Consider the following 25328-nt stretch of genomic DNA (forward strand, 5'->3'; position numbering starts at 1 on the left):
CCCAATCATTTCCAATCAAGCGTTTTCATCCACAATCAGCCGTCAAGGGATAAATAAGCTTTTAACTATAAAGTTCCATAATTGAAATGAGAGCTGTTGGTGTTTGTTTAAAGCTATGATTAATAATGGTTTTTAAGGTAATAAAATAAGCAGTTTTGATGTCGTTTACCGGTGTGTCAGGTCAGTCATCGTGCTTTTCGGGGGCAAAATTACCGGTCAATAGTGGCCAAAACTATTTTCGGAAAAGTACAAAAAATTCAATATATGAAACTAACAGGTTTTTAAATCTGTTTTGACGGCTGGTTTACAATTGTTTCGCGGGAATTGCCGGTGTAAAAATAGCAGGATAAATTGCGTGTTTGCCCGGAGGGTTGGGTACAGAGGATTGAGCAAACACGCTTGAAAAGGGTTGAACTACAATTGATTATCCAGAAAGGAAAGTACCTTGTCGATGTTGCCGGCAGATGTATTCTCAAGAATGATCTGAATATCCGGTTTAAATCTGGCCAGCCAGGCAAAAAGATAGCGGTGATTCATCTCTCCTGTGCCGGAAGGTAAATCCCCGAATTTTTTGTGGTCTTTAGTGATGAAGTCTTTGCAATGCACTGCGACGATTTGCTGTCCAAGCTTTGCAAACATCTCATCCATGGCAGCCTCCTGAGAGACAGGCATATTTACCGGAAAGAAATTTACCGGGTCATAGATCACTTTTACATTGGAGGAGTCCACCGCCTCCAGTAACTGACACAAACGTTCCGGTGTATTAATAATGTGGTGATGGGCTACACCCTCTATACCGATGATTACGCCAAATTTCTCTGCGGTCAGGGCAAGCCTTTTCACTGAGGTAACCAGTTCATTGAACGCTTTCTCTGAATGATTATCGGGATGCCAGAGGCAATCTGGATTAATACTGCCGGTTTCCGTTCCCACGATTTTGCAACCGAAGTCGCTGGCAAACTGCAAATGCTCTTCAAACCATTGCAGCGATACTTCACGGATTTGCTTATCCGGATGCACGGGGTTGATGTAGCAACCCAGCACAGCAATATCGATATTGTGTGCAGCGAAGCAGTTTTTCACTTTGCTAGCAAAGCCCGGCGTGATGCGCCCGGCGTCCGGTCCCATAAAAGGAAAGGACTTGGGCAAAGCCAGTTGCACGCAGGACACATCATACTGGCCAATGCGGTTGCAGACTTCCTCAATACTGCCCTGACCAAAATCATGGGCGCGTACGCCGATATTCAATGCACTCATGTTTACAGACCCAGCATAGGTTTTAAGCGCTCAGCGACTATTGCTGCAGTGACTTCTGCGCCTTCTTTGCTGGTGTGGGTATGGGCATCACCAAAATAGCTGTCGATCAACTCATGGGGTTTACCGTCGTAAGCGCTTGCAACCAATTCGTGTAAATCGATGAAAGCCGTGTTGCCAGTGCGGGCCACCGCCTCTGCCCATTGGGGATAACTGTCACGGGCGCGGGCAATACGAAAGCCGTTGTCTTCCCATTTTTTTCGGGGAACCGGAGAGCAAATTACCGGGATGACGCCCTGCGCTTTGGCCTCTCCAATCATCTTACGTAAATACCAGCCATAGGTGTGAACAACTTCAGGTTCGCCGGTAAGCATGTTCTCAATACGTTTTTGCTCCATGCCTGTGCCCTTAATGGTACCGCGGGCTCTGGAGTCATCGTTAAGCGCGCCGGCATCATTATGGCCAAACTGTAACAGCACAATATCGCCGGGCTTCATCATATTCAGTGCCCGTTGCCAGTGTCCGCCGGTGACGAAAGTCCGGCTGCTCAGGCCTCCTACAGCGCGGTTAACAAAGTTCACATTGGCATCAGGCAACGCGCCGGCAATGAAATCACCCCAACCCCACTGACCGCCGGCACCATCGCCACGACCATTTCTGACAGTAGAATCGCCCACCATAAACACACTGCGCAGTCCCTGATTTTGCACCACGGGTAAATTAACGAAGGTCCAGTTGTTCGCAGTAACCGCATTACCGGCTTCTGAATACAGTGCCGGTGAAAGAGAAGGGCGCATACCTTTTATGGCAGCGACAACGACTTCAGCGTGAAGCTTTGCCCCCTGCGTATGAAAGTGAGTATGATCCTTTGGATAAAGCGCAGCGGTTTCTTCCTTGCCAAGTGCTTCTAACTGATCAGCCGCAGCGTTGGTCACGTCAATAAAAGGTGTGTGCAATTCCATGGCCAGACTGTGCATCCAGCCACCATATTCACCGGAGCCCCGTTCGATACGATCGCCATGCCAGATGTTTCTGGCGGTCAGCGACAGTAAAACAGGGATAGCCTTTTTCTGGCGGACATCTGCCACCATCTGACGGATATAGTGGCCGAAAGAAAATACCCGCTCGTCTTTGTCAGTCAGCAAATTGTGTATGTCGCGGTATTCTTCAGTCAGAGACTTTAATGTCCCTCTGGCTCTGGAGTCGTCATTAACCGGGCTGGCATCATTGTGACCGAACTGGATAAGCACGATATCCCCCGGCTTCACATCGTTAAGTAATTTGTCCCACCAGCCTTCAGCAATAAAGGTCCGCGTGCTGCGGCCTCCTTTGGCACGGTTATCAACGGTGACTTTCTTGTCGTCGAAGTATTGCTGAAAAACCGCTCCCCAGCCCTGGTGATCAGTATTGTTGTATGTGGCAGCAGTGGAATCGCCGGCGATAAAAATGGTGGCTGGTGTCAGATGCTTTTCGTCATCTGCCAGTGCGGTAAGGGAAAACACCGCACAAACACTGGTAACGAAGAACGCGAAAACGGGGCGTAAGAAGCGTGGTAGATAAGGCATATTATTTCTCTGCTTTGTCATGTTGCGATACACGTAGGTAACTGGCCAGGTCTGATTGCTGACGGCTGATTTCATCCACTATAAATTGAGCGAATATCCCTGCGCCGTGTTCGTTTGAATGAGTCTGATCGTCATCCACAAAATAGGTTTGTGCTTCAGCCTGTCCCAGCCGGGTGGCCCAGTTGTGGGAAAGCGACATTAAATCAATGTAGGGGACATTTGCGGAGGTGGTGATCTCCGGCAGCACGTCCCGCAAAACCAGATCGCCGTATATGTGCTGTTGCGTGAGAGAAATATTATGATTGCGGATCATCGGGGAAATCACAACAGGAAGTGCTCCCTTACCCTGAATGGTTTCAAGTAACCCGGTCAATCGTGACACGTAAACGGACTTTGGGGTTTTCTTATCGTTGTGTCCGAGCTGGATCAGTACCCAGTCATCAGGCTGGATCTGTCCCGCCATTTTCTGCCAGAGCACACCATCGGGCACTGCGAATGCTTCGGTGCCTTCTCCGCTGTCTGCATAGTTAATGACAGTCATTGACGGCGCAAACCAGGCTGGCAGCAACTGCCCCCAACCGGTATAGCGATCTTCGCTGGCCTTTGACCATTGCAGTGTTTGATCGCACACCGTTGAATCACCGATGATAAACAAAGAGCGACTGTTCCTCATTGGTGTAACTTCAATACTGCTGATGGTATGAAGGGGCTGCATAAAGGTAAGGTTCAGGCCGTCCGTTGACGGCTCGCTGACATCCTGAATGGGCTGGCCCTCCGGGTCGCGCACATTAACCGCGAAGTAAGCGGTGGAAGGACCGGGGTTAGCAGGCATTTCGCTGGCGACCGCCGGAGTAAACATTTTTCTGCGGCTCTCTGCGTAGATATCTGACGACAGGGTGCCGATAACTGCGACCTGGTAATTGCCCGTGCCGCCCCCCAGTTTGCATGTTAACGGTTCACCACTACACACTGATTTAAGTGAATCTGCTGACCAGTGCGTTGTGTCGTCACCATAAGCGTTAAGCAGTGTCTGCAGTTCTTCTTCGGTAATGGGAATAGCACTGCCATGACGGGTGCCTGCAGGCAAATTAAGCTGAGGCGTTTTGTCTTCAAAGTGAACAAAGTCTTTGGTGAACATAGCACCAAACCGGTGTGTCATGTAGGCATCGTAATACACCAGGAAGCCGTCTTTTACCTTAAGCGTCGTCGGGCCTTCTACCCACAAACTATCCGGAGAAAAAGACGATTCAGTGAACCTCCACGGCCCGTTGATATTGTCACTGAAAGCCGTATGCAAGCGTTTGGCGGCAGGATAACGGGTCTCGTCTTTAATCAGCATCACGTATCCTGAATCCAGCGCCGTAATGTTGGCATCAATGACATTAAAGTCGGGCTGATAGAAGAGGGTGGTGGGGGTAAATCCGGCGAAATCTTTCGTGCGTGTTGCATAGATGCGATGATCCCAGCCTTTATCTGCCTGAGCCTCAGTTTGAGGATATTTTCCGGCCAGGGTCGATGCCCAGAAGATGACAAACTCCTGCTCAGTTTCGTCATAATAAATTTCCGGCGCCCAGGCATTTTTAGCGGCAGGATAGGACGACATCACAGGAACAAATTGCTGTTCACTCCAGGTGACCAAATCATCACTGTGAGCTATACCAATACCTTTGTCTTCCCAGCCGGTGGTCCACACCATGTGAAACGATTCCGGTCCTCTTATCAACGTGGGATCCCGCATCAGCTTCGTGCCGGCGTCCGGTGTTAAAACGGCATTATCGTTATTCAACGCTATCCAGTTCAGACCGTCTCTGCTGTATGCCAGGTGCAAGCCGTCCTCACCGTTGCCTCTGAACGATGCAAACAGGTACGCGGTGTAGTCAGGTCCGGATTGGGGGGGAGGGGATTTGGCACAGCTTGCCAGGAAAAAAGCTGTGAAGGTAATGATGCTTGCTAAAACAGCGGTGCGGCTGGCAAGCCTCGCGGCAAATGGATTGGTTAGTTTCACTGTGATTCATCCTGAAAAGTACAGTCAAATTCAATCACAAGGGTTCACAATGCGTAAACAGGTATGTAAAAATAATTTCACATTTGAACCGGCGGGTTCAAAATTATTTTGCCGGTAAGGAGATAAGTGCTGGCGCGTTCCTGTCAGTAGTCAGCCAGTTACTTTCAAACTGCAACTCAGTGACCTGAATGACACTGCGTCTGGACTCTGCATTGTCTTTCTCTGCATTCTCTCCCACTCTGCCGCCATGGGTGAAATAGAACAGCCAGGCGCGGTCATTTTCAACCACTACGTCGGGATGGCCGCCATTAATACCGTCGTCTTTACCTGTTCCGGGTTCCGCCAGTAAATAGCCGGTTTGTTGTTCCCAGCGGGTTAAATCAGTAGAGCGGTAAACCGCCAGCCCTCGCCATGCGTCAACAATCAGCCACCAGTAACCTTGCCACTTAAAAGCAACCGGACCTTCCCCGCGACAGGCCAACTGAGCTCTGCCCTTGTCCTGCCAGTGATATAAATCGTCGCTGTCAGCATAGTACACAGACTTCCCGTCAGGCTCGTTGTTGTAAAACATGCGCCAGCCACCATCCGGCAGGGCGATGACATCGGCATCAATGACTTTCTCATTGGCCAGCTTCAATGTTGACTCGTAATGCCATGACAGCATGTCAGTACTGGTGAAGTGCGCGATGGTGCGGGGATGAGCCCAGTCTGTAAATACGCCGGGCACAATGGTGAGATACATGTGCCAGGTTTCTTCATGAAAAAACACATCCGGTGCCCAGTAGGTAATACTGTTATCACCGGAGTGGGGATAGTTGATAACAGCATTGCGCTTATAGCGCCACGTCACACCACCATCCGCCGACTCAGCGATACTGATGGGGGTACCGTGAACCCATTCAACACCTTCGGGGTCTGGCATATTGGCACGCCGGTTTGTGTAGTACATGAACCAGCTGGAGGTGTGAGGATTCCATACTACTGTGGGATCGGCGGCGCCGTCATAAACGGGGTCACGGTAAAGTGGTTTCGGAGCTGCCTTACTTTGTACAGACTGTGTTTCAGACACGCTTCTGACACCGGCACAAGCTGTCATTAAAGAAACAGCAAGGCATAGAATAATTGCTTCAGGCTTCATCCCTGTCCACGTTAATGAGTCGTCAGTGAGTGGAGCGAGTGTAGAGCGGGCCTTGTTCTTCAGGCAAGGCTGAACAGGCGGCTTCAACGTTTTGTTCCAATAATGAAATTACCACCCGGTTTGTCAGCTTATTGCGTATCGGCGGGGATTGGCTCACAATGGCTAAAAAGCAGTGAACCACATCATAACGAAAATAACGCATGAGCGACGAAATCATTATCAACCGGGATGGGGTTGAGCAACTTCCTCTACGCCGGTTTACCGAAGATGCCTATTTAAATTACTCCATGTACGTAATCATGGACCGGGCATTACCTCATATCGCAGATGGCTTAAAGCCCGTTCAACGCCGCATTATTTATGCGATGTCTGATCTTGGTTTAAGCGCAACGGCAAAATACAAGAAGTCAGCCAGAACCGTGGGTGACGTATTAGGTAAATTCCATCCTCACGGTGATTCTGCCTGTTACGAAGCCATGGTACTGATGGCCCAGCCGTTTTCATACCGCTATCCACTGGTAGACGGACAAGGAAACTGGGGGGCGCCGGATGACCCCAAATCCTTTGCTGCCATGCGTTATACAGAAGCCCGTTTATCCCGTTTCAGTGAAGTGCTGCTGAACGAGCTGGGGCAGGGCACCGTAGACTGGATGCCTAACTTTGACGGAACGCTGAAGGAACCTAAAGTTTTACCCGCCCGTTTACCGCATATTTTGCTAAACGGCGTGACAGGAATTGCGGTAGGTATGGCCACAGACATTCCTCCTCACAACGTGCGGGAAGTTGCCAATGCCTGTGCCATGCTGCTGGATGACAGCAAAGCCGAATTAGCTGACGTACTGGAGCATGTACAGGGACCGGATTTCCCGACCGATGCAGAAATCATTACCCCGCGGGCAGACATCCGGAAAATTTACGAAACCGGACGTGGTTCAATAAAAATGCGCGCGGTTTACACCGAAGAAAATGGTGACATAGTTATCACCGCACTGCCTCACCAGGCCTCCGGCGGCAAAGTGTTAGAACAAATTGCTGCGCAGATGCAGGCGAAAAAGCTGCCTATGGTAAGTGATTTACGTGACGAATCTGACCACGAAAATCCAACCCGTCTTGTTATCACGCCGCGTTCTAACCGTGTGGACAGTGAACAGCTCATGCAGCATTTGTTCGCAACTACAGATTTAGAGAAAAGTTACCGCGTAAACCTGAATATGATTGGTCTTGACGGCCGTCCTCAGGTGAAAGATTTGCGCACTATTCTGGCTGAATGGCTGGTTTACCGTAAAGACACCGTGACCCGCCGTCTTCAGTACCGCCTGGATAAAGTGCTGGCGCGTCTGCATATTTTAGAAGGTTTAATGATTGCCTTCTTAAATATCGATGAAGTGATTGAGATCATCCGGACCTTTGATGAGCCGAAAGCAGAGCTTATGCGCCGGTTCTCTCTGTCGGATAAGCAGGCCGAAGCCATTCTGGAACTGAAATTACGTCACCTTGCGAAGTTAGAAGAGATGAAAATTAAAGGTGAGCAGGATGAGCTGGAAGAAGAACGTCAGAAACTGGAAACCTTACTGGGCTCTGATCGCCGCTTAAAAACACTGATTAAGAAAGAAATTCTGGCTGATGCTGAGAAGTACGGTGATGATCGCCGTTCGCCGCTGGTAGAGCGTGGCGAAGCCAAAGCCCTGTCTGAAAAAGAGCTTATCCCGTCCGAAGCGGTAACCGTAGTACTGTCGGAAAAAGGCTGGGCACGATGCGCCAAAGGCCATGACGTAGACGCAGAAGGATTAAGCTACAAAGCCGGTGACGGTTTCCTCGCGAGCGCGAAAGGCCGGAGTAATCAGCCGGCAGTGTTCCTCGATACCTCCGGCCGGGCATTCTCCTGTGACGCCCACGGCCTGCCTTCTGCCCGCAGCCAGGGTGAACCACTGACCGGACGGTTCAGCGTAGTGGGAGGCGAACAGTTTACTGATGTACTCATGGGGGATGATGAGCAGCGATATCTCATTGCATCCGATGCCGGTTACGGGTTCGTCGGCAAATTTGCGGATATGATCAGCAAAAATAAAGCCGGTAAGGCTTTCTTAAGTTTACCCACCGCAGCCAAAGTGATTACGCCGCAACGGGTAAATGATATTGAATCCGACTGGTGCTTAGCCATCTCTAATGAAGGGCGTATGTTGCTGTTCCCGTTACGGGATTTACCCAGCCTTGCGAAAGGAAAAGGCAATAAAATCATTAATATCCCATCAGCGAAAGCACAAACCCGCGAAGAGTTTGTGTGCTGTTTAGCCGTTGTACCAGATGGCGCATCGGTGAAAGTGGTTGCTGGCAAACGCAGCATGACACTGTCACCGGCTGACCTTGAGCATTACCAGGGTGAGCGGGGACGCCGGGGCAACAAACTTCCCCGTGGTCTTCAGCGGGTAGACGACCTCATTGTTGAACTCCCCAAAACTGCTGCGCCTGAAACAGACAGCGAAGGCAACGACGACGCCTAAGTCTCTGCCTGCAATCAGCTTACCTGCTGCGGTTTAGACCAATTATTGAGTTGTGGCCCGGTATTACCGGGCTACACTTAATAAGATTGGATAAAACAGGAATGTCCGTATGCTGGGGATTGTGTTCACAACGCTGGTTGAAATGCTGGAAGAAAAGGTCTCGCCGGAATTTGCTGATGAGGTGATTGTCGCGGCGAACCTTGAAAATGATGGTGCCTACACATCGGTAGGTTACTACCCCTTCTCTGAAATGCAGAAACTGGTTGGTGTGCTGGTGGAAAAGACCGGCAAGCCTGCAGAAGAACTGCTGCACGACTTTGGCTACTATCTGTTTGGTCGTCTTGCTTCCGCCCATGGCCAGGTGATGGCAGGGCGTAGCGGTATTCTTGATGCCCTTAGTGTGCTGGACAATGATATTCACGTCCAGGTACGCAAACTTTATCCCGATGCTGATTTACCAACTTTTAAAGTGTTGTCCAAAACGGATAACACCATGCTGTTAGAATATTACTCAACCCGCGAACTGCATTCTCTGGCTGAAGGTCTGATGGACGCAGCTGCCGATCACTTCGGGCAAACTATTCAACGTACAACAGTCAGATCAGACAAGCCCCATACCTATGAATTCAATATCACCGTTGAAAGCTGATGCGGACATGGACAAAGACAGCAAGGCGATTGCAGCGCTTGAGCGCCGTTTAGCCAGGGAAAAGCGTGCCCGGGTGCAGGCGGAAGCTTTGCTGACTGAGCGCAGTGTGGCTTTGTATGAGGCTCTGCAACAGAGTCAGGCAACAGAAACCCGGTTGCGCCTTGCCATGTGGGCTGCCCAGGAGTCTTACTGGGAATGGCGTGCCAGTGACGACAGAATTACCATCCGTTCATTTTCACTCCATTCCGCTAAAGAGTCTCTGCGGGAAAGTAGTCCGATTGATTTGCTGCGAAACATACACGAAGAAGACATTTCCAATCTGGAGTTTCAGTGGTCCATCGTACTGCATGGCGGCGAAGACCGGCTTGAGGTGTCCTTCCGTTACCGTTTCCGCGAAATGTTTCTCTGGATGCGTTTACGGGGCAGAGTGCTGGAACGGGATGAATTTGGTTCTGCAGTGCGGATTGTGGGCACCACCCGCGACATCACTTACGAACGTGAAGCAGAGCAGACCTTTCATCTGATGGCATCCGCCTTCGCAAGCTCTCGTGAAGCAATGCTGGTGTTGTCAGACGACTATTCCATCACTGAGTGTAACGAGGCATTCGTTTCTCTTATCAAAGTGCAGGATAAAAACATGACCCTCGGCTGGTCGTTAAAGGATTTGATCGTTGATGCAGACAAACATTTGTCAAAGCACGGACATCAGCAAATACGGTTTGAAACGGTGCTGGTAACACTTGATGAGCGGGAATTGCCGGTAGATATATCGCTGGCGCGGTTTGAAAGCCAGTATCAGAAAAAGCCCTATCTGATTGCCACTGTCCGGGACATTTCAGAGCGCAAATTTAATGAAACCCGCTTACGTCAGATGGCCATGCATGATGATCTGACCGGTTTGAGTAACCGCAACGGGCTGAATGAAGCTTTGGAAAACGCACTGGAATCCGGTCAGAACTTTAAGCTCTTGTTTATCGACCTGGACGGGTTTAAACAAATCAATGACGGTGCCGGTCATGAAACCGGTGACCGCTGTTTACAGGAAGTGGCCCGCGTCCTTTCCCGCATACATTACAACGGTAAAACTGTCACCCGCTGGGGGGGCGATGAGTTTGTGGTGGTATTGCCGGATTGTGATGAAGATCGTGCCAGCGCTATCGGTGAATCTGTCATTAAGGGAATAGAAAACCTCAAAATTGAGGCGCAGAGTACCGAGTTACATCTGTCCGCAAGTATCGGCATTGCCTGTCATCCGTTTGATGGCGGCAGCGTTGAACGCTTAATTCAGAATGCCGACGCAGCCATGTATCAGGCGAAGATTGGCGGTAAAGGGCGGGTGAGTGTTTACCAGCAGGGGTTATGGGAGAGTATGAAGGCGCAGGTCAGCATGCTGTCTGATTTACGTAAAACCATCGAGCAGGATAGCCTGGATTTCTACATTCAGGGTAAATACGATGTTGAGGGTGTGCTGAAATCCGGCGAGGTATTGTGCCGGTGGCAGTCTGCTATGCACGGTAACGTCTCTCCGGGCATTTTCATTCCGCTGGCTGAGGCGAATCAGCTGGATTTACAAATCGGGTTGCAGGCTTTGTCCCGCGCCTGTGACTACCTCACCGTGATGGCACAGCAGCATCAGGTAGTGCCACTCGCTGTTAACATCAGTGCCAACCAGTTATTAGATCCTCACTTTCCCGCTCAGGCAAAAGCCATTTGTGCGGAAAAAAAGGTGTCAGAGTCATTAATTGAAATAGAACTGACTGAGTCTATTTTTATGCAGGATGAACAGCGGGCAATTGGTGCACTTCAGGCGTTAAGGGATGCCGGCTTTGACCTGGCGCTGGATGATTTCGGCAGCGGATTCTCTGCGTTAAGTTACCTCAGAATGTTTGAGTTCAGTACGGTAAAGCTGGATCGCAGCTTGTTAAAAGACATCCATCATGACGCGAAAGCACTGGCGTTGTTTCAGGGCATTATTGTTATGTTGCAACGGTTAGAAATTCATACTGTAGTGGAAGGGGTGGAGTTGTCTGAATACCTGCCGTTACTTCGTGAAGCCCGGGTGGATTTATTGCAGGGCTTCTATTTTGATAAGCCATCCCGGTTCAGTGAATTCCTTGCAAGATTACCGGAACAGAGTGCGGTAACAGGCTGACCTTTGCAAAGATGGCTGGCGTAAATAAAAAAGGCTGCTTCACCTTTGGTGAAGCAGCCTTTTGCCAATGAAAGTACGGCAGATATCTGCTGTGTAATTACTTGGCGTTTGTGCTTTCGAAAATCTTGTCAGCAGACGCCGCAACAAAGCCCTGGTACAGTTTGCCGTCAGGCAGTTCGTAACGTTGTGCGAACTCATAAAAGCAGGATGGGATCTGAACCGTTTCCCCGTTCATTTCAACACCGGCTTTGTCGGCCATTGTCGATGACTGGGCTAGAAATACGTCTTCGCCACCTTTGATTTCGCCACCTGAGGTGTTAAGAACAAAACCTGCTTCCTTAAGCAGCGTGTTCACGTCAACCAGAGACTGTGTCTGGCTGAGATGGTTAACGCTCACGGTGAAGTGGTTAGCCTGGAATCCCCATGCCGCCATCCAGGCTGCATATTCAGATTCATTCAGCAGCGTATCGTAGTCTTCTTTAGACAGTGACCACTGAGGCCCTGAATAAAGAAACGTTTCGCTGGTGGTGATGCTTTCATCCATTTGCTCTACCAGCTTATGGATGATCGCCTGAGAGGCTTCTGACAGCTCTTCTACACGGAGTTCACTGATAAACACTTTAGGTTTAGTCAGGTCGGCGTGTTCGAAATGCTTTGCGGTCAGCTTTTTGGCTTCAAAGTCGTAATCGCCTTTCGCCTCATAGCCCAGCGCCAGAAAGTGCGCAGCGAGTTTATCTAACCGGCATTTGTCGAGATTAAAAGTACGGAACGCCACATGATCGTTCACGATACTGTCACTGTTTTCCTCACCCACCAGCAGCGCATGAATTTTATGGGCTGAAGGTGTGATAGCCACATATTTGTCCCACAGGCGGTCAAATAAGGTATCTACATTTGTATGCATGTTAACTGCGTCCTTTTGCTACAGCGTTAAACCCGGGCTTAATGTACCCGGCAGGGTGACTTTTTCCAGCTCAACAGATGCAACAGGGTATGCACAATAGTCGGCTGCGTAGTACGCGCTGGCGCGGTGGTTACCACTTTCGCCTACGCCACCAAAGGGGGCTGCACTGCTGGCTCCGGTGATCGGGCGGTTCCAGTTAACAATACCGGCACGGATACGCTGGAAGAAATAACGGTAGTCTTCTTCGCTGTCGCCCAGGAAACCTGCAGATAAACCGTAACGGGTATTGTTTGCTTCTTTGATTGCTGCATCAAAATCGGTGTAACGGATGACTTTCAGTAACGGTCCGAAGTGTTCTTCGTCCGGCAAGGCATCAAGCATGTCTGTCACGTCAATAATGCCGGGTGTCGCAAAGCCCTTGTTTGCTTCCGGCTGAGTCAGTTCCACAATCACTTTGCCGCCAAGAGAGACCAGCTCTGCCTGAGCATCGACCATCATTCTGGCCGCTTTGGCAGAAATCATCGCACCCATGAACGGCTGCTCCTGCGCGTCGTAGTCGCCAACTTTAATGTTTTTGGTGACTTCTACCAGGCGGTTCAGGATGGCATCTCCTGCTGCACCTGATGGCAGGAATAAACGGCGGGAGCAGGTACAACGTTGACCAGAGGTCACAAAGGCTGATTGCACGATGTCGTGAACGGCGGCATCAGTGTCGGCAACGTCTTTTACGATCAGCGGGTTGTTTCCACCCATTTCCAGAGCCAGAATTTTGCCGGGATGCCCTGCAAACTGCTCGTGGAGAATTTTACCGGTACGGGAACTACCAGTGAAGAAAAGGCCGTCAATACCAGCATGCGTTGCCAGTGCTTTGCCTGTTTCTACTTCGCCCTGTACCAGATTGAGTACACCAGCCGGCAGACCGGCTTTTTCCCACAGCTTCACCATGAACTCAGCCACAGCCGGGGTTAAATCGCTGGGTTTAAACACAATGGTGTTGCCCGCCATCAGCGCAGGTACGATGTGACCATTTGGTAAGTGGCCCGGGAAATTATACGGACCAAATACGGCTACCACACCATGGGGCTTATGGCGGATGAACGCCTGACCCGTGGGCATAGGGTTTTCAACAGTACCGGTTCGTTCATGATAGGCCTTTTCGGAAATACCGATTTTGCCTGTCATGGCGCCCACTTCGGTTGCCGTTTCCCATTCAGGTTTACCTGTTTCACGGGCAATGATTTTAGCCAGTTCAGGCTTGCTGTCTGCCAGCAGTTCACCGTATTTTTTGATGACAGTCAGGCGCTCGTCAAAGCTTTTGAATGACCAGTCTGTTAACGCATTACGCGCGGCAGCGATGGCCTCGCCAACCTGTGCTGCGGTGGCAGCTTGTCCTTCCCAGATAACCTGGTCTTTTGCCGGATCAACCGACTGAATAGTGTGTCCTTGTCCAGCGACCCACTCACCATTGATAAAGTGTGTAGTTTGCATGAATCAATCCTGTCGTTAGTCCCGAAAGCTGACTGGTGCAAAACGTACCATGTCGCCTTCGTTTATATTTAGTGCCGTTGCAGCCTGGCGGGAAATGGCAGCAACATTGTTTTCTTCGCTGACCGCCAAATCAGTGGCAACGGCGCGAAAATCCGCTACAGAAGTATTAATGATGTAACAGGTCTGTCCGCCTTGCGCTGCCGTCTGATCGTCAATGACCACCGGAAGCTTGCGGCTTGCCTGTGCTGTGCGGATATGGCTCAGATTCGCTTCTACTGTCGGGCCTGCGTCGAAAATATCTACGTAGCCACGGCAGCTGAAGCCTTCTTCCTGAAGCAGAAGCAGGGCGGGGCGGGTTTTATCATGAACCTGACCAATCACCGCTTGTGCTTCTTTACTCAATAAATTGACGTAAATGGGGTATTTGGGCATCAATTCCGCGATAAAGCGTTTATTGCCAATCCCGGTAAGGTAGTCCGCAGTGGGGAAATCCAGCGAAAAGAAATGCTCTTCCAGCCAGGCCCAGAACGGTGATTTACCTTCTTCGTCACTGACACCGCGCATTTCGGCAATGATGGTTTCCGAGAACCGTTCACGATGCTCCATCATAAACAAAAATCGCACTTTAGACAGGAAGCGACCGTTAACACCGCCTCTAGCCTGTTCACGCAGAAACAGCGTGCAGATTTCGGTGACACCGGTGTAGTCGTTACACACAGAGAGAATATCCACAGTATTGTGAATATTCAGCTCACGGGAGGCATGAACAACTTTACCCATGTGATAATGGTAAAACGCATCATCCAGACCTACAGCGGCCTCAATACCAGTGGTGCCCACCACAGTGCCTGTGGTGGTATCTTCCATAACAAAAAGGTAAGACTGATTGCCCGGTTGAACCACCTGTTCGGAAAAAGCGCTTTCTGCACGACTGATTTTTTTGCGCAGCAGCGTTTCATTTACCGGTAATGACGTAAAGCCAATACCGGACTCCACTGCGATGTTGTTCAGCGCGTCGTAGTCACCAGTGTTAATAGGGCGAATAATATACATAACCGCGTTTCCGGAGCCGTTGTTTATCAGGCGTTAACTACGCTGGCTACAGCGCGCTCAAAGCGTGCCATACCATCGCGGATTTCTTCTTCTGAAATGATCAGAGAAGGCGCGAAGCGCACTACATTGGCACCGGCCACCAGGCACATCAGTTTTTCGTTAGCTGAAGCAACCAGGAAGTCACGGGCGCGGCCTTCGTAGTCTTTGTTAAGGGCAGCGCCCAGCAACAGACCCTGTCCACGAATCTCTTCGAACACATTGTATTTAGCGTTGATCTCACCCAGCAGTTCACGGAACAGGTTTTCTTTTTCGATCACACCGTTTAACACTTCCGGCGTATTCACAACGTCAAGAGCGGCCTCAGCTACTGCACATGCCAGCGGGTTACCGCCGTAAGTGCTGCCGTGAGTACCGGCTTTCAGGTGAGCGGCAATTTCAGCGGTAGTCAGCATGGCACCAATCGGGAAGCCGCCGCCTAATGATTTCGCTGTGGTCAGAATATCAGGCGTCACGCCCAGACCCATGTATGCGTACAGTTTACCGGTACGGCCAACACCCGATTGCACTTCATCAAAGATCAGCAGTGCATTGTGCTTATCACACAGTTCACGCACGCCTTTTACGAAGTCAGGATCAGGAGAGATAATGCCGCCTTCACCTTGCAGAGGCTCCATCATAACCGCACAGGTTTTGTCTGAAATAAGCTTTTCAAATGCTGCAAGATCGTTGTAGTCACAGTGAACAACAGCGCCGGGCTTAGGGCCAAAACCATCAGAATACGCGGCTTGTCCGCCTACTGTTACAGTAAAGAAAGTACGACCGTGGAATCCTTTGTTAAAGGCGATGATTTCGTTTTTCTCTTCACCGAATTTTTCCAGTGCATAGCGACGTGCCAGTTTCAGTGCCGCTTCATTAGATTCAGCACCTGAGTTAGCAAAGTAAACGCGCTCGGCAAATGTGGCTTCAGTCAGCTTCTTTGCCAGACGCAATGCAGGTTCGTTGGTGAAAACGTTACTTAAGTGCCATAACTTGCTGCCCTGTTCGGTTAATGCTTTAACCAGTGCAGGGTGGCTGTGACCCAGTACGTTTACGGCAATACCACCTGCGAAATCGATGTATTCAGCACCATCCTGATCCCAAACGCGGGAACCTTCACCACGAACCGGAACCATGTTGGCCGGATTGTAGTTAGGGACCATGACCTCATCAAAGGTTGCGCGAGTTACGTTCATTATAGTTACCTCTTTTATCGGGCATCCGCTGTGCAAATGTGAAATTGTGCAGATGATGTTGGATGCGAAAAGTACGAATTAGCTATACAGTATGCCAGTTAATCGCCACTTTGTAACCTTGGCAATCCCGCTGCAGGCCTTGTTTTTAGAGGGTTTTAGCTTGTTTTGCATAAAAAGTGCATAAGCATTCAGCTTATTTGTCTAAGCTTATGCAATTTGTTAATAAGTTGAGTCAGGGCAAGTGGCGGCGGGGCGAAGGACGTACCGTGATTTTTAGCAGTATGAATGATTATCCAGTAAAAATTTTTGATTAAATTTTGTGGAAGTGCACGAAAAACGGCGATTTCGTGCACAAAAGACGTTAATCCAGAGGCGGATTCTCAATCAGAGGGAGCTGAAAGATGTCGGTGGATTTCAAAATGTCACGTTCGCTTCTGACAAAGCCCGTTTTATGCAGTGCCAGCGGGATTTCGTCTTTGTTCAGAAATTTACCCTGGTGCAACATACGTACAGCGGCATAAGCTTTGGCTTTCTTGTAAAGCTCTGTGAGATCGTGAGGGTGTTGATCATTCTCTGTGATTTCAATAAACGGCAGCGCCAGGCGCAGACGTTTAAATTGCAGTATCTCCAACAGCCTTGCTGTGAGCGGCTCAGAAAATTCCTGCTGCATAGCAATGAGGTAATTTGCCGATGGTTGTACTTTCGCCATCGCTCCGTGCTGTTCAGTGTCCTTTGCAATTTCCGCTTCTCTTAACAACGCAATCTGCGCCTGTTCAAAGGCTTTAAAATATAACCGTGACACCGCACACCGCCCCAGCTGGGACAGGAGCCCTGCAGTGAAGGCTTCATGGGGCGGTAAATCATAATCATCAGCCAGTGCGCGCATAGTCAGACCCGTTGACTGAGCGAATTGCATGATACGATTTTTAATGTCCGGATACGGATCGGTAATTTTCGGCAGAGCCCGGCGCAGAATCATGGCCGGCAGCAATAAACGGAGGTTTTCAATTCCGATAAAGCTCAGCGCCGTGCGTAAAGTTTCCACCGGAATCACTTTTCCCTTAGAGTCCTTACGACGAAACTTAGGTGCATTTACCACGGTCATGAGGTCATCGTAGAGCCATGGTAGTGCCGCAGCATGAGGTTCAATGCGGGAAATAGATGTGGCCCTGACTGACAGAATATCCAGCAGCGGTGCAACGTCATGACTCAGGTTAAGTACAGAGGTAAGGACCACCTCTGTATTGTCTATTTCATCTTTCAGCAACTCAAAAACATACTGATGAAGTTCGGCGTTAACACGGTCTAACAGACTGGCTTCTGACTGTGCCTGAAGCTGTTTGTTTTTAATGGCGACTTTTTCAACATGCAGCAAACGGCGACGAGCATCGCCCTGTTCCGACTGGGCAAACGCCACTTCCCCCGGACTGCGGCGTCCCATCATCTGAGACACCCGCGCAGGCGCAATGAGCAGGTTATCAAACCTCTCATTGATTGGGGGTAAGTTGTCAGGGGTATGCTCCACTACCGGGCGGCTCCTGCGTACGTCATTTTTATTCGGGGTGCTGTCGGATACAGAAAACGAAAGCATATCGGGCTACCGGAAAAATCATAGTACCCTGTTATCGGCCGGAGTATGACTTTTTTTGAATACTTTCTGAATATTATGCATCTGCCAGCGTAATAAACCGCTGCAAAATAGCGTGGCCATGCTCTGTCAGCAATGACTCCGGATGAAATTGTACACCCCACAGAGGTAATGTTTTATGGGCAATTGCCATAATTTCCCGTTTACCACTTTCGTTAATACACCAGGCTTCCACTGACAAACTGTCCGGCAAGGTTTCAGGTTCAAGTACCAGTGAGTGATACCGGGTGACAGTGTATCCGTCGGGCAAGTCGCTGAACATTCCTGTATTATTGTGGTAGAGGACAGAGGTTTTACCGTGCCTGACTTTATCTGCCCGTGTGACTTTACCGCCGAACACCTGACCAATAGACTGATGCCCCAGGCAAACTCCCAGCATGGGAATTTTTCCGGCAAAGTGTTCAATGGCGCTGAGCGTAATACCGGCTTCATCCGGCGTGCAGGGACCCGGTGATAACACCAGGTATTGCGGTGCCAGCGCGGTAATTTGCTCAAGGGAGATTTCGTCGTTACGCACCACTTTTACCTGCTGGCCCAGCTCAGTGAAATAGCGGGCCAGGTTATGGGTAAAGGAATCGAAGTTATCAATTAATAACAACACAAACTGACTCCGTATATTGTGCCGGCTTAGCGTGGACGGGGAATGAAGCCCAGTGTGTCGTAAACCTTATCCAGTGTGTTAGCTGCACGGGCTGAGGCTTTTTCTGCCCCTTTTTTCATGACTTCATCAAGATAAGCACGATCTTCCCGTAATGCTTTGAAGCGCGTTTGTACTGGCTCAAGCAGTGCAACGACAGCAGAAGCCACATCGCCTTTAAGGTGACCATACATTTTATCCTCGTATTCAGGAACCAGTTCATCAATGGAACGGCCTGTAGACAGAGACAATAATGTCAGCAGGTTAGATACACCCGGCTTTTCTTCAGTGTCGAAATAAATGCGTGCCTGCTCGTCAGAATCAGTTACCGCGCTTTTGATTTTCTTAGTGAGCTTTTTCGGATCTTCGAGCAAGCCGATGAAGTTTTTCGGATTGTCGTCAGATTTAGACATCTTCTTGCCGGGATCCTGCAGGCTCATAATGCGTGCGCCGAATTCAGGAATGAACGGGTCCGGGATGGCAAACATATCGCCGTAGATGTTGTTCATACGTGTGGCAACATCACGGGCCAGTTCCAGGTGTTGTTTCTGGTCGTCACCTACCGGTACCTGATTTGCCTGATATAACAGAATATCTGCGGCCATCAGTGCCGGATAAGTGAAAAGGCCGGCATTGATATTGGTTACATTCTTCGCAGACTTGTCTTTAAACTGAGTCATGCGGTTCAGCTCACCCATCTGGGTATAGCAGTTCAGGATCCAAGCCAGCTGGGCATGTTCGGGTACATGGGACTGCACGAACAAGGTGCTCTTTTCGGGGTCAATGCCGCAGGCCAGGTATAAGGCCAGACCGTCAAGGCAGGCTTCACGTAACGCCGCGGGCTCTTGGCGCACCGTAATGGCATGTAAATCTACCAGCATATACAGGCAATCGTGATCATCCTGCATGGCAACCCACTGTTTTAGGGCTCCCATGTAATTACCGATAGTAAGTTGTCCTGAGGGCTGACAGCCACTTAATACAATGGGTTTGTTACTCATTTCCTGATTACCTGTACCTGCTGAATTCAGACGTTGTTTGCGGCGGCTAATTCCCGTCGCATGTCGTCAATTACATTTTTATAGTCGGGGGCATTAAAAATTGCCGAGCCGGCAACGAACATATCTGCGCCGGCTTCTGCGATGGCACGAATGTTATCGGTTTTTACCCCTCCGTCAATTTCAATACGGATATTTTTACCACTTTCTTCTACCCGCTGGTTAACTGCACGGAGTTTATCAAGGGTTGAAGGGATAAATGACTGGCCTCCGAAACCCGGGTTCACCGACATGATCAATATGTGATGCAGTTTGTCGATGACATGGTCAAGGTAATGAAGCGGGGTGGCCGGATTAAAAACCAGTCCGGGCTGGCAGCCGTTATCAATGATCAATTGCAGCGAACGGTCGACGTGCTGACTCGCCTCAGGATGAAAACTGATATAGCTGGCGCCGGCTTTGGCAAATTGTTCGATAAGGTCGTCCACCGGTGACACCATCAGATGCACGTCGATGGGAGCGGTAATGCCATATTTCCGCAATGCTTCGCAAATCATCGGACCAAATGAAAGGTTGGGGACATAGTGGTTGTCCATCACATCAAAGTGAACCACATCAGCTCCTGCTGCCAGCACTGCCTCCACGTCTTCCCCTAACCTGGCGAAATCGGCAGACAATATAGAAGGGGCGATTAAAAACTCTTTCATAGCTTCATACCTTATATGTTCTTAAGAACGCACCGGATAATAGCGCGGCAGACCGCGTTTGTCTTGTTTGCGGCCAGCATAAGCAGGGCCGGATACCGCAAATAAGTGCGAATTATAGTGTCGCAATGATATTTCTCACTAAATGTCATGAAATAGGATGAATAACTGCACCAAAATGGTGATGTTGTTCATATTTAGTGCGAACCATAATGGTGCTGTTCGGTTTTATTTAATGATAGATTTAAAATTTGTGAATAAAAATTCATTGTAATCAGTTGGTTATTCATCATTTTATGATTTTAATCAGATGGGCATTAGTTTTGCCTTATACGAGAAAGCTGAATAAAAACAATAAGACAGAAATCGTTCAATACGTACATAAATAAAATCCAACGGAGAACACATGAAAACTTCCATTCAAAAAACGTTGCTGGCTGTTGCCGTATCATCTGCAGCTTTACTGACTTCTGCGCCTTCTTTTGCAGAATTGAGTGCGAACGTAAGTGTCACAAACAACTACATCTGGCGTGGTCTGACTCAGACTACTAACGAACCTGCTGTTCAGGGTGGTATCGACTACGCTGACGAAAGCGGTTTCTATGCCGGTACATGGGTATCTAATGTTCAGTATGCGTCAGATGACGTGTACTCATACGAGCATGATCTGTACTTCGGTTTCTCAGGTGAGTCTGGTGACTTCACTTATGATGTCGGTTACCTGTACTACAACTACGATGAAGAAGCTGAATTCGATTTCGGTGAAATCTACGGTACTGTAGGTTACGGCGGTTTCAGTGCAACCCTTTACTTACTGGCTAACACTGAAGCTGATGAAGGCGAAGGCCAGGACTTCGGTTTTGCTCAGGCTTCTTACGTGTCTCTGGACTACGGCATGCCGGTAGCTTCCGGTGCAGAGCTGGGTCTGCACGTTGGTTATCATCAGGGTGACTTTGCAGAAGCTTTCAACGGTGTTGAAGGTTATGCAGACTGGGCAGTATCTATCGCGAAAGACGGTTTTACTTTCGCCATTACCGGTACAGATTTAGATGATGAATATCCGGGAGACGCTCTGGATAACGATTCAATCAAGTATGTTATTTCTTACGGTGTAGATTTCGAACTGTAAGATCTACATACCTCTTTTATAACGTTGAGAGTAAAAGCCCGGAGCATCTGTCTCCGGGTTTTTTATTTTAAATACAGCCATAAGGTAACTTCGCCTCCCGCGGTTATCCGAAGATGAAAAAAATGCCACTTTTCCTGTACTAACTTCAGCTTGTTAGAATTCTTATTGTCGCTATAATAAGGTTACTTTTTAGCCGGCGAAGACAATCATGGAAAAGATAAGTTTCTTTCGTAAATCACGCTTTTGCGTGAAAAAACCAGCAGGTGCTCTCGTTGCGATAGCAGTCATGCTGTCTGCTGCATTTTGCGATCCGGCTACCGTTACAAAAGCTGTATGCGACTTTCAGGATGAAGCGCAAACGGTAACTCAGGCAGCAGCCTTGCCCCGTGAGTGTTCAGCGCTGATGATGACTGAAGTCAGCTGGCTGGAATGGGCGTCCGGTAAGTCTACATCGTATCAGTTTCATTTCTTCGACCTGTTAGAACTGCTCTATGGCAATTCAGACAGAGATTTCCAACCCGCAGGTAAATAATGCTTATCAGCGGTAAACCTAAATCTCCCGGCTTTTTCGCCATGATTCTGAGCGTACTCGCCAGTGCATTTGGTGTGCAAAGCCAGCAAAATTATGAGCGGGATTTTAATCAGGGTAAGCTGGCCGGATACATTGTAACCGGTGTGATATTCGTTGCGTTACTGGTGTTGGGTTTGGCGAGTCTGGTAAACGCCATCATTAACTGAGTATTACTTTAAGCCTGTGTGCTTCAGCACCGGTTTTACCGGCTTCTTTCTGCGTTTGCGGGGTTTAGGGGGCGGTAAATCTGTCGCCGGAGCAAAATACGCCAGCAACTCAGCCGCCGGTTTGCGGTTTTCACCCTTCTGACTGATAGAGCGCTTTACCGACAATTCCGAAATTTCAGCACCGGCATACAGCTTCCTGGTCAGCGGAAGATCATGATTGGATATCAATACCGGTATACCCCGTTTCTTTGAGGCACGAATGGCCAGCTCTGCCAGCTTATGCTGTGAATCAAGGCCAAAACTTTTGGATGCATAACTGGTGAAAGCCGCTGTTTTGCTCAGGGGAGCATAAGGAGGATCACAATAAATTACATTGCCCCGTCTGGCACGACTGAACACCTTCTCAAACGGTAAGCAGGTGAACACTGCCTTTTGGGAGCGCTCGGCAAATACCATCATTTCTTCTTCAGGGAAGTAAGGCTTTTTGTAACGGCCGAAAGGAACGTTAAATTTGCCGGCAAGGCTGTAGCGGCAAAGGCCATTGTAGCCATGACGGTTCAGGTACAGAAACAGGATAGCGCGGTAATATTCATCTGCTGTGTGATTAAACTCTTCCCGCAGCGCGTAGTAAGTGGCTTCAACGTTATGTTTGTCTGAGAAAAAGCGGGACGCATCATGTACAACGGCATCCGGTTGGGCTTTCAGAAAGTTGTACAGATTAATGAGATCGGGGTTAATGTCGTTTAGCAAATAACGCTTGAAGTCAGTATTTAAAAATACAGAGCCAGCACCAACAAAAGGCTCAATCAACCGATTGCCCGAAGGAAGTTTGGCATTGATGTTTTCTACCAGGCTGTACTTACCGCCAGCCCACTTCAGGAAGGCCCGGTTCTTCTTCTGCATCATGCTTTTTGAATGTTACCCACGCGCACATCACGTTTTTAACGTGTTATAGGATGTTATTTGCTATTTGTCCCGGGCCAGCCGGATATTCAGTGACTATCAAAGCCATAATCGATTGTATCTGTCATCGGTGATCCCCACAACCTGCAATCGAATAACCGGTGCATTTAACGGCGAATTAAAGCGGGAACGATCAGATTTGCAGCAAAGTTGCAGGTGATAACGACAAATACGTTGAAGGTTAGCGGGCAGATGCTAAAAAGCGGTCGAGCACATTAGCAAAGGCCTGCCTTTCCCGCTGAGACAATGGCGGTGGGCCGGAGGTTTGCACGCCACTTGCCCGCATGGTGTCCATAAAATCACGGATATTCAGTCGTGAGCGGATATTCTCGCGGGTAAGTTCTTCACCCCTTGGTGTGACGACACAAGCCTGTTTACTGATGACTTCGTCTGCCAGGGGGATGTCTGAAGTAACGACCAGGTCGCCCGCTGATACCCGCTGTACGATTTCGTTATCGGCAATATCGAATCCTTTCTCCACCTGCAGGCGTGTAAGCCACTGGGAAGGCGGAACCCTGATCCCATGATTTGCCACGAAGGTAACCATGGTTTTAGTGCGCGGCCCGGCTTTGAACAGGATTTCTTTAATGGCAACCGGGCAGGCATCGGCGTCTACCCATATGCTCACAGCCATTACTGGCTTACCTTTTCAATTTCTTCCAGAACATTGCGGCCCCGCTTGATGAAGATTTTTTCACGGCCCTGAAAAGGCGGGATGGTGGCCACAGCATTGTTAGCTTCTGAAAAAGCGTCGAATTTGTCATTGTATAAAATAACAAACCAGTCACCGCCGTAACGCTGAGTGCGGTAAATCCAGATGAAGCTTTCCATGTTGTTGTCTTTGATGAACTCTTTCATCAGGGTCTCATCTTTCAGGCCGGCTAGCTGAACGATGTAATCATCTGCCTGAATACTGTTAAACAGTTGTTCATTGTCATAGTTGCCACTGCCACTGAATACCGGTTCTGCTCTGGCCGGTGTCTCAGGTACAGACGGCGCCGGACTGGTACGGGATTCGGTGACCTCAGCCGCACGGGGGCTTACAGAAGGTGTGGCAGGAGGTGTCACTCTTGCGACCTCACGAACAGGCTGTGCCGTTTCAGTTGCAGGTACTTGTGTACGGGTAGCAATGCGGGCTGGTTCGTCAGCCGGGGGCGGTGATACCTGAGCCGGTTCTTCCGGAATATCACGGATTTGTCCTTTAGGACGGCTCTCCAGCACCATAGGTTTGCGACCCACTTTAGCCTCGGTGATCAGCGGCTTCTCCGGTTCAGAACGTCTTTGAGGTTCTGGCTGAACTGGCTGCACCTTGCGGCCGGATACAAATTCATCAAAACCTGCTGATGCCATAGGCTCACGGGGAATGCTGGTTCTGACCGGTGTCACTTCCTGCACTTGTGCCGGCGCTTCTTCAATCTCTTCACGGGTATCTGTAATTGATGCAATTAACTCGTCTGCGGATGCGTTTTCAGCGGTTGTGTCAGAGAAATCGCTTCCGGTACTGAAAGACGAGGCTTCAGATCCTGTGTCAGTCTCCGCTTCTGCTGGTGTATCCTGCGATACCGGCACTTCCACTTTCTCAGCCGTCACGTCTTCGATAAAGCTGAGTAAGTCTTCCGGCTGGGCATTGTCTTCAGCAACTGATTGAGACTGGTCTTTTTCATCGATAGCGGCAACAGCCCTGTCCCAGGAAACGACAGGTTTATCTTCCTGCACGGCTTTTTCTGCAGGATCTTTCAGTTCATCAAAGGCCGAGCCCGGTTCAACGGAGGATACTGGCGGGAATTGGTCGTCAATAGGGCCAAACAGGGCCTTGATATCATCGCCGTACTGCATGTAAATCAGGCCACCGAAAACGGCAACAAACATCACTGCGACAAGTGAAATGAAAAGAGGGGAAGCCAGTACACTGGTACTTCTTGTTTGCAGATGTTCCTCCTGGCCATTGCGTTTAGCCAGGTGCTCGTGAAAAGCCTTACGTCGGTTCTCAATCATAGTATCTAACTCTGAGCCAGGTTGTTGAGTCGCCACTGACTGACTGCTTATAAGCAGAGGCGTATCGGTGTTTTTTGCCGGTAGCCATTTCCGGGCTCTCTCCGCCCAGGTTGACTCACCGAACAGTAATACATTCAAATGTTGCTTATTGCCTGCAAAACGGCTTTGCAGTACCAGATCCCACAGCTCCTGAAGCAGTTCGTCCGGTACATGCTCCGCCTGGGTAATGGTTATGAGAATGGGACCAACGTGCTCGTTAAGCCCTGCAAGCAACTCATTCAGCGGCCGTATATAGCTGCCAACCAGTGTACCCAGTAATTGTCTGCAAAGTTGACGACGATAATCTGACAGCTCCATAGTAGGATCGGCTGTCACGTAGGCGATTTCTGTCTCGTCGTGTTGCTGGAACACAAAAGATTCCAGCGTCTTTTTTTGCTGAGCAGCGGAATCCCCGCTTACAAAAATTAGTTGTGAAGAATAGTTGACCAGATATTCCAGTCTTTCATGCAATTCAGATTGCACCTGATTACCCTCAGCTGATTACTGGTGTTACGCACTTACCATTGAATGTCTGG

At 49.4% G+C, this 25328-nt stretch carries 21 protein-coding genes; 6 read left to right on the plus strand and 15 right to left on the minus strand.

The window, feature by feature from the left end; genetic code table 11:
* Positions 1-414 precede the first annotated feature (414 nt).
* The 4 genes from AC4PME_RS04675 to AC4PME_RS04690 all read right to left on the minus strand — a co-directional run bounded on the left by AC4PME_RS04675 (position 415) and on the right by AC4PME_RS04690 (position 5893).
* Positions 415-1257, minus strand: coding sequence for a sugar phosphate isomerase/epimerase family protein (locus AC4PME_RS04675; RefSeq protein ID WP_491045264.1), 843 nt, complete (start codon positions 1255-1257; stop codon positions 415-417).
* A gap of 2 nt (positions 1258-1259) precedes the next feature.
* A complete protein-coding gene (locus tag AC4PME_RS04680; RefSeq protein WP_491045265.1) occupies positions 1260-2819 on the minus strand; it encodes a rhamnogalacturonan acetylesterase in 1560 nt (519 codons plus the stop codon).
* Position 2820: 1 nt separating this feature from the next.
* A complete protein-coding gene (locus AC4PME_RS04685; RefSeq protein ID WP_491045266.1) occupies positions 2821-4824 on the minus strand; it encodes a GDSL-type esterase/lipase family protein in 2004 nt (667 codons plus the stop codon).
* Between the two features lie 103 nt (positions 4825-4927).
* Positions 4928-5893, minus strand: coding sequence for a family 43 glycosylhydrolase (locus tag AC4PME_RS04690; protein WP_491045267.1), 966 nt, complete (start codon positions 5891-5893; stop codon positions 4928-4930).
* Between the two features lie 269 nt (positions 5894-6162).
* On the opposite strand from AC4PME_RS04690, the gene parC reads away from it, so the two are divergent.
* The 3 genes from parC (at position 6163) to AC4PME_RS04705 (ending at position 11264) form a co-directional block, all read left to right on the plus strand.
* The gene (gene parC, locus AC4PME_RS04695) at positions 6163-8463 is read left to right on the plus strand and encodes a DNA topoisomerase IV subunit A (protein WP_491045268.1); all 2301 of its coding nucleotides are present in this window, start codon (positions 6163-6165) and stop codon (positions 8461-8463) included.
* 109 nt (positions 8464-8572) lie between these two features.
* A complete protein-coding gene (locus AC4PME_RS04700) occupies positions 8573-9112 on the plus strand; it encodes a heme NO-binding domain-containing protein (RefSeq protein WP_119502755.1) in 540 nt (179 codons plus the stop codon).
* Positions 9084-11264, plus strand: a complete 2181-nt coding sequence (locus AC4PME_RS04705) for a putative bifunctional diguanylate cyclase/phosphodiesterase (protein WP_491045269.1) — start codon at positions 9084-9086, stop codon at positions 11262-11264. The genes AC4PME_RS04700 and AC4PME_RS04705 overlap by 29 nt, the downstream gene beginning before the upstream one ends.
* A gap of 97 nt (positions 11265-11361) precedes the next feature.
* Here AC4PME_RS04705 and AC4PME_RS04710 read toward each other — a convergent pair whose 3' ends face one another.
* From AC4PME_RS04710 to rpe, 8 genes are all read right to left on the minus strand, one after another.
* Positions 11362-12168 carry a DUF1338 domain-containing protein gene (locus tag AC4PME_RS04710; RefSeq protein ID WP_491045270.1) on the minus strand — a complete coding sequence of 269 codons (807 nt, stop codon included), beginning with the start codon at positions 12166-12168 and terminating at the stop codon, positions 11362-11364.
* Between the two features lie 18 nt (positions 12169-12186).
* Positions 12187-13656 carry a succinylglutamate-semialdehyde dehydrogenase gene (astD, locus tag AC4PME_RS04715; RefSeq protein WP_119502753.1) on the minus strand — a complete coding sequence of 490 codons (1470 nt, stop codon included), beginning with the start codon at positions 13654-13656 and terminating at the stop codon, positions 12187-12189.
* Between the two features lie 15 nt (positions 13657-13671).
* The gene (astA, locus tag AC4PME_RS04720) at positions 13672-14709 is read right to left on the minus strand and encodes an arginine N-succinyltransferase (protein WP_119502752.1); all 1038 of its coding nucleotides are present in this window, start codon (positions 14707-14709) and stop codon (positions 13672-13674) included.
* Between the two features lie 26 nt (positions 14710-14735).
* On the minus strand, positions 14736-15941 hold the full coding sequence (locus AC4PME_RS04725) for an aspartate aminotransferase family protein (RefSeq protein ID WP_119502751.1): 1206 nt from the start codon (positions 15939-15941) through the stop codon (positions 14736-14738).
* 361 nt (positions 15942-16302) lie between these two features.
* Positions 16303-17532 carry an HDOD domain-containing protein gene (locus AC4PME_RS04730; protein WP_491045271.1) on the minus strand — a complete coding sequence of 410 codons (1230 nt, stop codon included), beginning with the start codon at positions 17530-17532 and terminating at the stop codon, positions 16303-16305.
* A 73-nt stretch (positions 17533-17605) separates the two neighbouring features.
* A complete protein-coding gene (locus AC4PME_RS04735) occupies positions 17606-18190 on the minus strand; it encodes an anthranilate synthase component II (RefSeq protein WP_491045272.1) in 585 nt (194 codons plus the stop codon).
* Between the two features lie 26 nt (positions 18191-18216).
* Positions 18217-19227, minus strand: coding sequence for a tryptophan--tRNA ligase (trpS, locus tag AC4PME_RS04740; RefSeq protein WP_474841469.1), 1011 nt, complete (start codon positions 19225-19227; stop codon positions 18217-18219).
* Positions 19228-19253: 26 nt separating this feature from the next.
* Complete coding sequence (rpe, locus tag AC4PME_RS04745; RefSeq protein ID WP_119502747.1) at positions 19254-19931, minus strand: ribulose-phosphate 3-epimerase; 678 nt, start codon at positions 19929-19931, stop codon at positions 19254-19256.
* Positions 19932-20334: 403 nt separating this feature from the next.
* Between rpe and AC4PME_RS04750 the strand changes: the two genes are divergently transcribed.
* From AC4PME_RS04750 to AC4PME_RS04760, 3 genes are all read left to right on the plus strand, one after another.
* Complete coding sequence (locus AC4PME_RS04750; protein WP_119502746.1) at positions 20335-21057, plus strand: TorF family putative porin; 723 nt, start codon at positions 20335-20337, stop codon at positions 21055-21057.
* Positions 21058-21304: 247 nt separating this feature from the next.
* Positions 21305-21589 (plus strand): hypothetical protein, encoded by a 285-nt coding sequence (locus tag AC4PME_RS04755; protein WP_150154323.1) that lies wholly within the window; start codon positions 21305-21307, stop codon positions 21587-21589.
* Entirely contained in the window at positions 21589-21795 is a 207-nt protein-coding gene (locus AC4PME_RS04760; RefSeq protein ID WP_119502744.1) for a DUF2970 domain-containing protein, read from the plus strand. The genes AC4PME_RS04755 and AC4PME_RS04760 overlap by 1 nt, the downstream gene beginning before the upstream one ends.
* 3 nt (positions 21796-21798) lie before the next feature.
* On the opposite strand, the gene AC4PME_RS04765 is transcribed toward AC4PME_RS04760, so the two are convergent.
* The 3 genes from AC4PME_RS04765 to AC4PME_RS04775 all read right to left on the minus strand — a co-directional run bounded on the left by AC4PME_RS04765 (position 21799) and on the right by AC4PME_RS04775 (position 25275).
* Positions 21799-22701: a Dam family site-specific DNA-(adenine-N6)-methyltransferase gene (locus AC4PME_RS04765; RefSeq protein ID WP_349589796.1), complete on the minus strand. Its 903-nt coding sequence runs from the start codon at positions 22699-22701 to the stop codon at positions 21799-21801.
* 238 nt (positions 22702-22939) lie between these two features.
* On the minus strand, positions 22940-23386 hold the full coding sequence (locus tag AC4PME_RS04770; RefSeq protein ID WP_491045307.1) for a YaiI/YqxD family protein: 447 nt from the start codon (positions 23384-23386) through the stop codon (positions 22940-22942).
* 5 nt (positions 23387-23391) lie between these two features.
* Entirely contained in the window at positions 23392-25275 is a 1884-nt protein-coding gene (locus tag AC4PME_RS04775) for an SPOR domain-containing protein (protein ID WP_491045273.1), read from the minus strand.
* Positions 25276-25328 lie beyond the last annotated feature (53 nt).

It is taken from the genome of Alteromonas sp. (genome assembly GCF_984505615.1).

Excerpts from the sequence above, each read along its gene's own strand:
- AC4PME_RS04675 (WP_491045264.1), bottom strand. The coding sequence starts at position 1,257 with ATGAGTGCATTGAATATCGGCGTACGCGCCCATGATTTTGGTCAGGGC.
- AC4PME_RS04680 (WP_491045265.1), bottom strand. The coding sequence starts at position 2,819 with ATGCCTTATCTACCACGCTTCTTACGCCCCGTTTTCGCGTTCTTCGTT.
- parC (WP_491045268.1), top strand. The coding sequence starts at position 6,163 with ATGAGCGACGAAATCATTATCAACCGGGATGGGGTTGAGCAACTTCCT.
- AC4PME_RS04700 (WP_119502755.1), top strand. The coding sequence starts at position 8,573 with ATGCTGGGGATTGTGTTCACAACGCTGGTTGAAATGCTGGAAGAAAAG.
- AC4PME_RS04705 (WP_491045269.1), top strand. The coding sequence starts at position 9,084 with ATGAATTCAATATCACCGTTGAAAGCTGATGCGGACATGGACAAAGAC.
- AC4PME_RS04710 (WP_491045270.1), bottom strand. The coding sequence starts at position 12,168 with ATGCATACAAATGTAGATACCTTATTTGACCGCCTGTGGGACAAATAT.
- astD (WP_119502753.1), bottom strand. The coding sequence starts at position 13,656 with ATGCAAACTACACACTTTATCAATGGTGAGTGGGTCGCTGGACAAGGA.
- astA (WP_119502752.1), bottom strand. The coding sequence starts at position 14,709 with ATGTATATTATTCGCCCTATTAACACTGGTGACTACGACGCGCTGAAC.
- AC4PME_RS04725 (WP_119502751.1), bottom strand. The coding sequence starts at position 15,941 with ATGAACGTAACTCGCGCAACCTTTGATGAGGTCATGGTCCCTAACTAC.
- AC4PME_RS04730 (WP_491045271.1), bottom strand. The coding sequence starts at position 17,532 with ATGCTTTCGTTTTCTGTATCCGACAGCACCCCGAATAAAAATGACGTA.
- trpS (WP_474841469.1), bottom strand. The coding sequence starts at position 19,227 with ATGAGTAACAAACCCATTGTATTAAGTGGCTGTCAGCCCTCAGGACAA.
- rpe (WP_119502747.1), bottom strand. The coding sequence starts at position 19,931 with ATGAAAGAGTTTTTAATCGCCCCTTCTATATTGTCTGCCGATTTCGCC.
- AC4PME_RS04750 (WP_119502746.1), top strand. The coding sequence starts at position 20,335 with ATGAAAACTTCCATTCAAAAAACGTTGCTGGCTGTTGCCGTATCATCT.
- AC4PME_RS04760 (WP_119502744.1), top strand. The coding sequence starts at position 21,589 with ATGCTTATCAGCGGTAAACCTAAATCTCCCGGCTTTTTCGCCATGATT.
- AC4PME_RS04765 (WP_349589796.1), bottom strand. The coding sequence starts at position 22,701 with ATGATGCAGAAGAAGAACCGGGCCTTCCTGAAGTGGGCTGGCGGTAAG.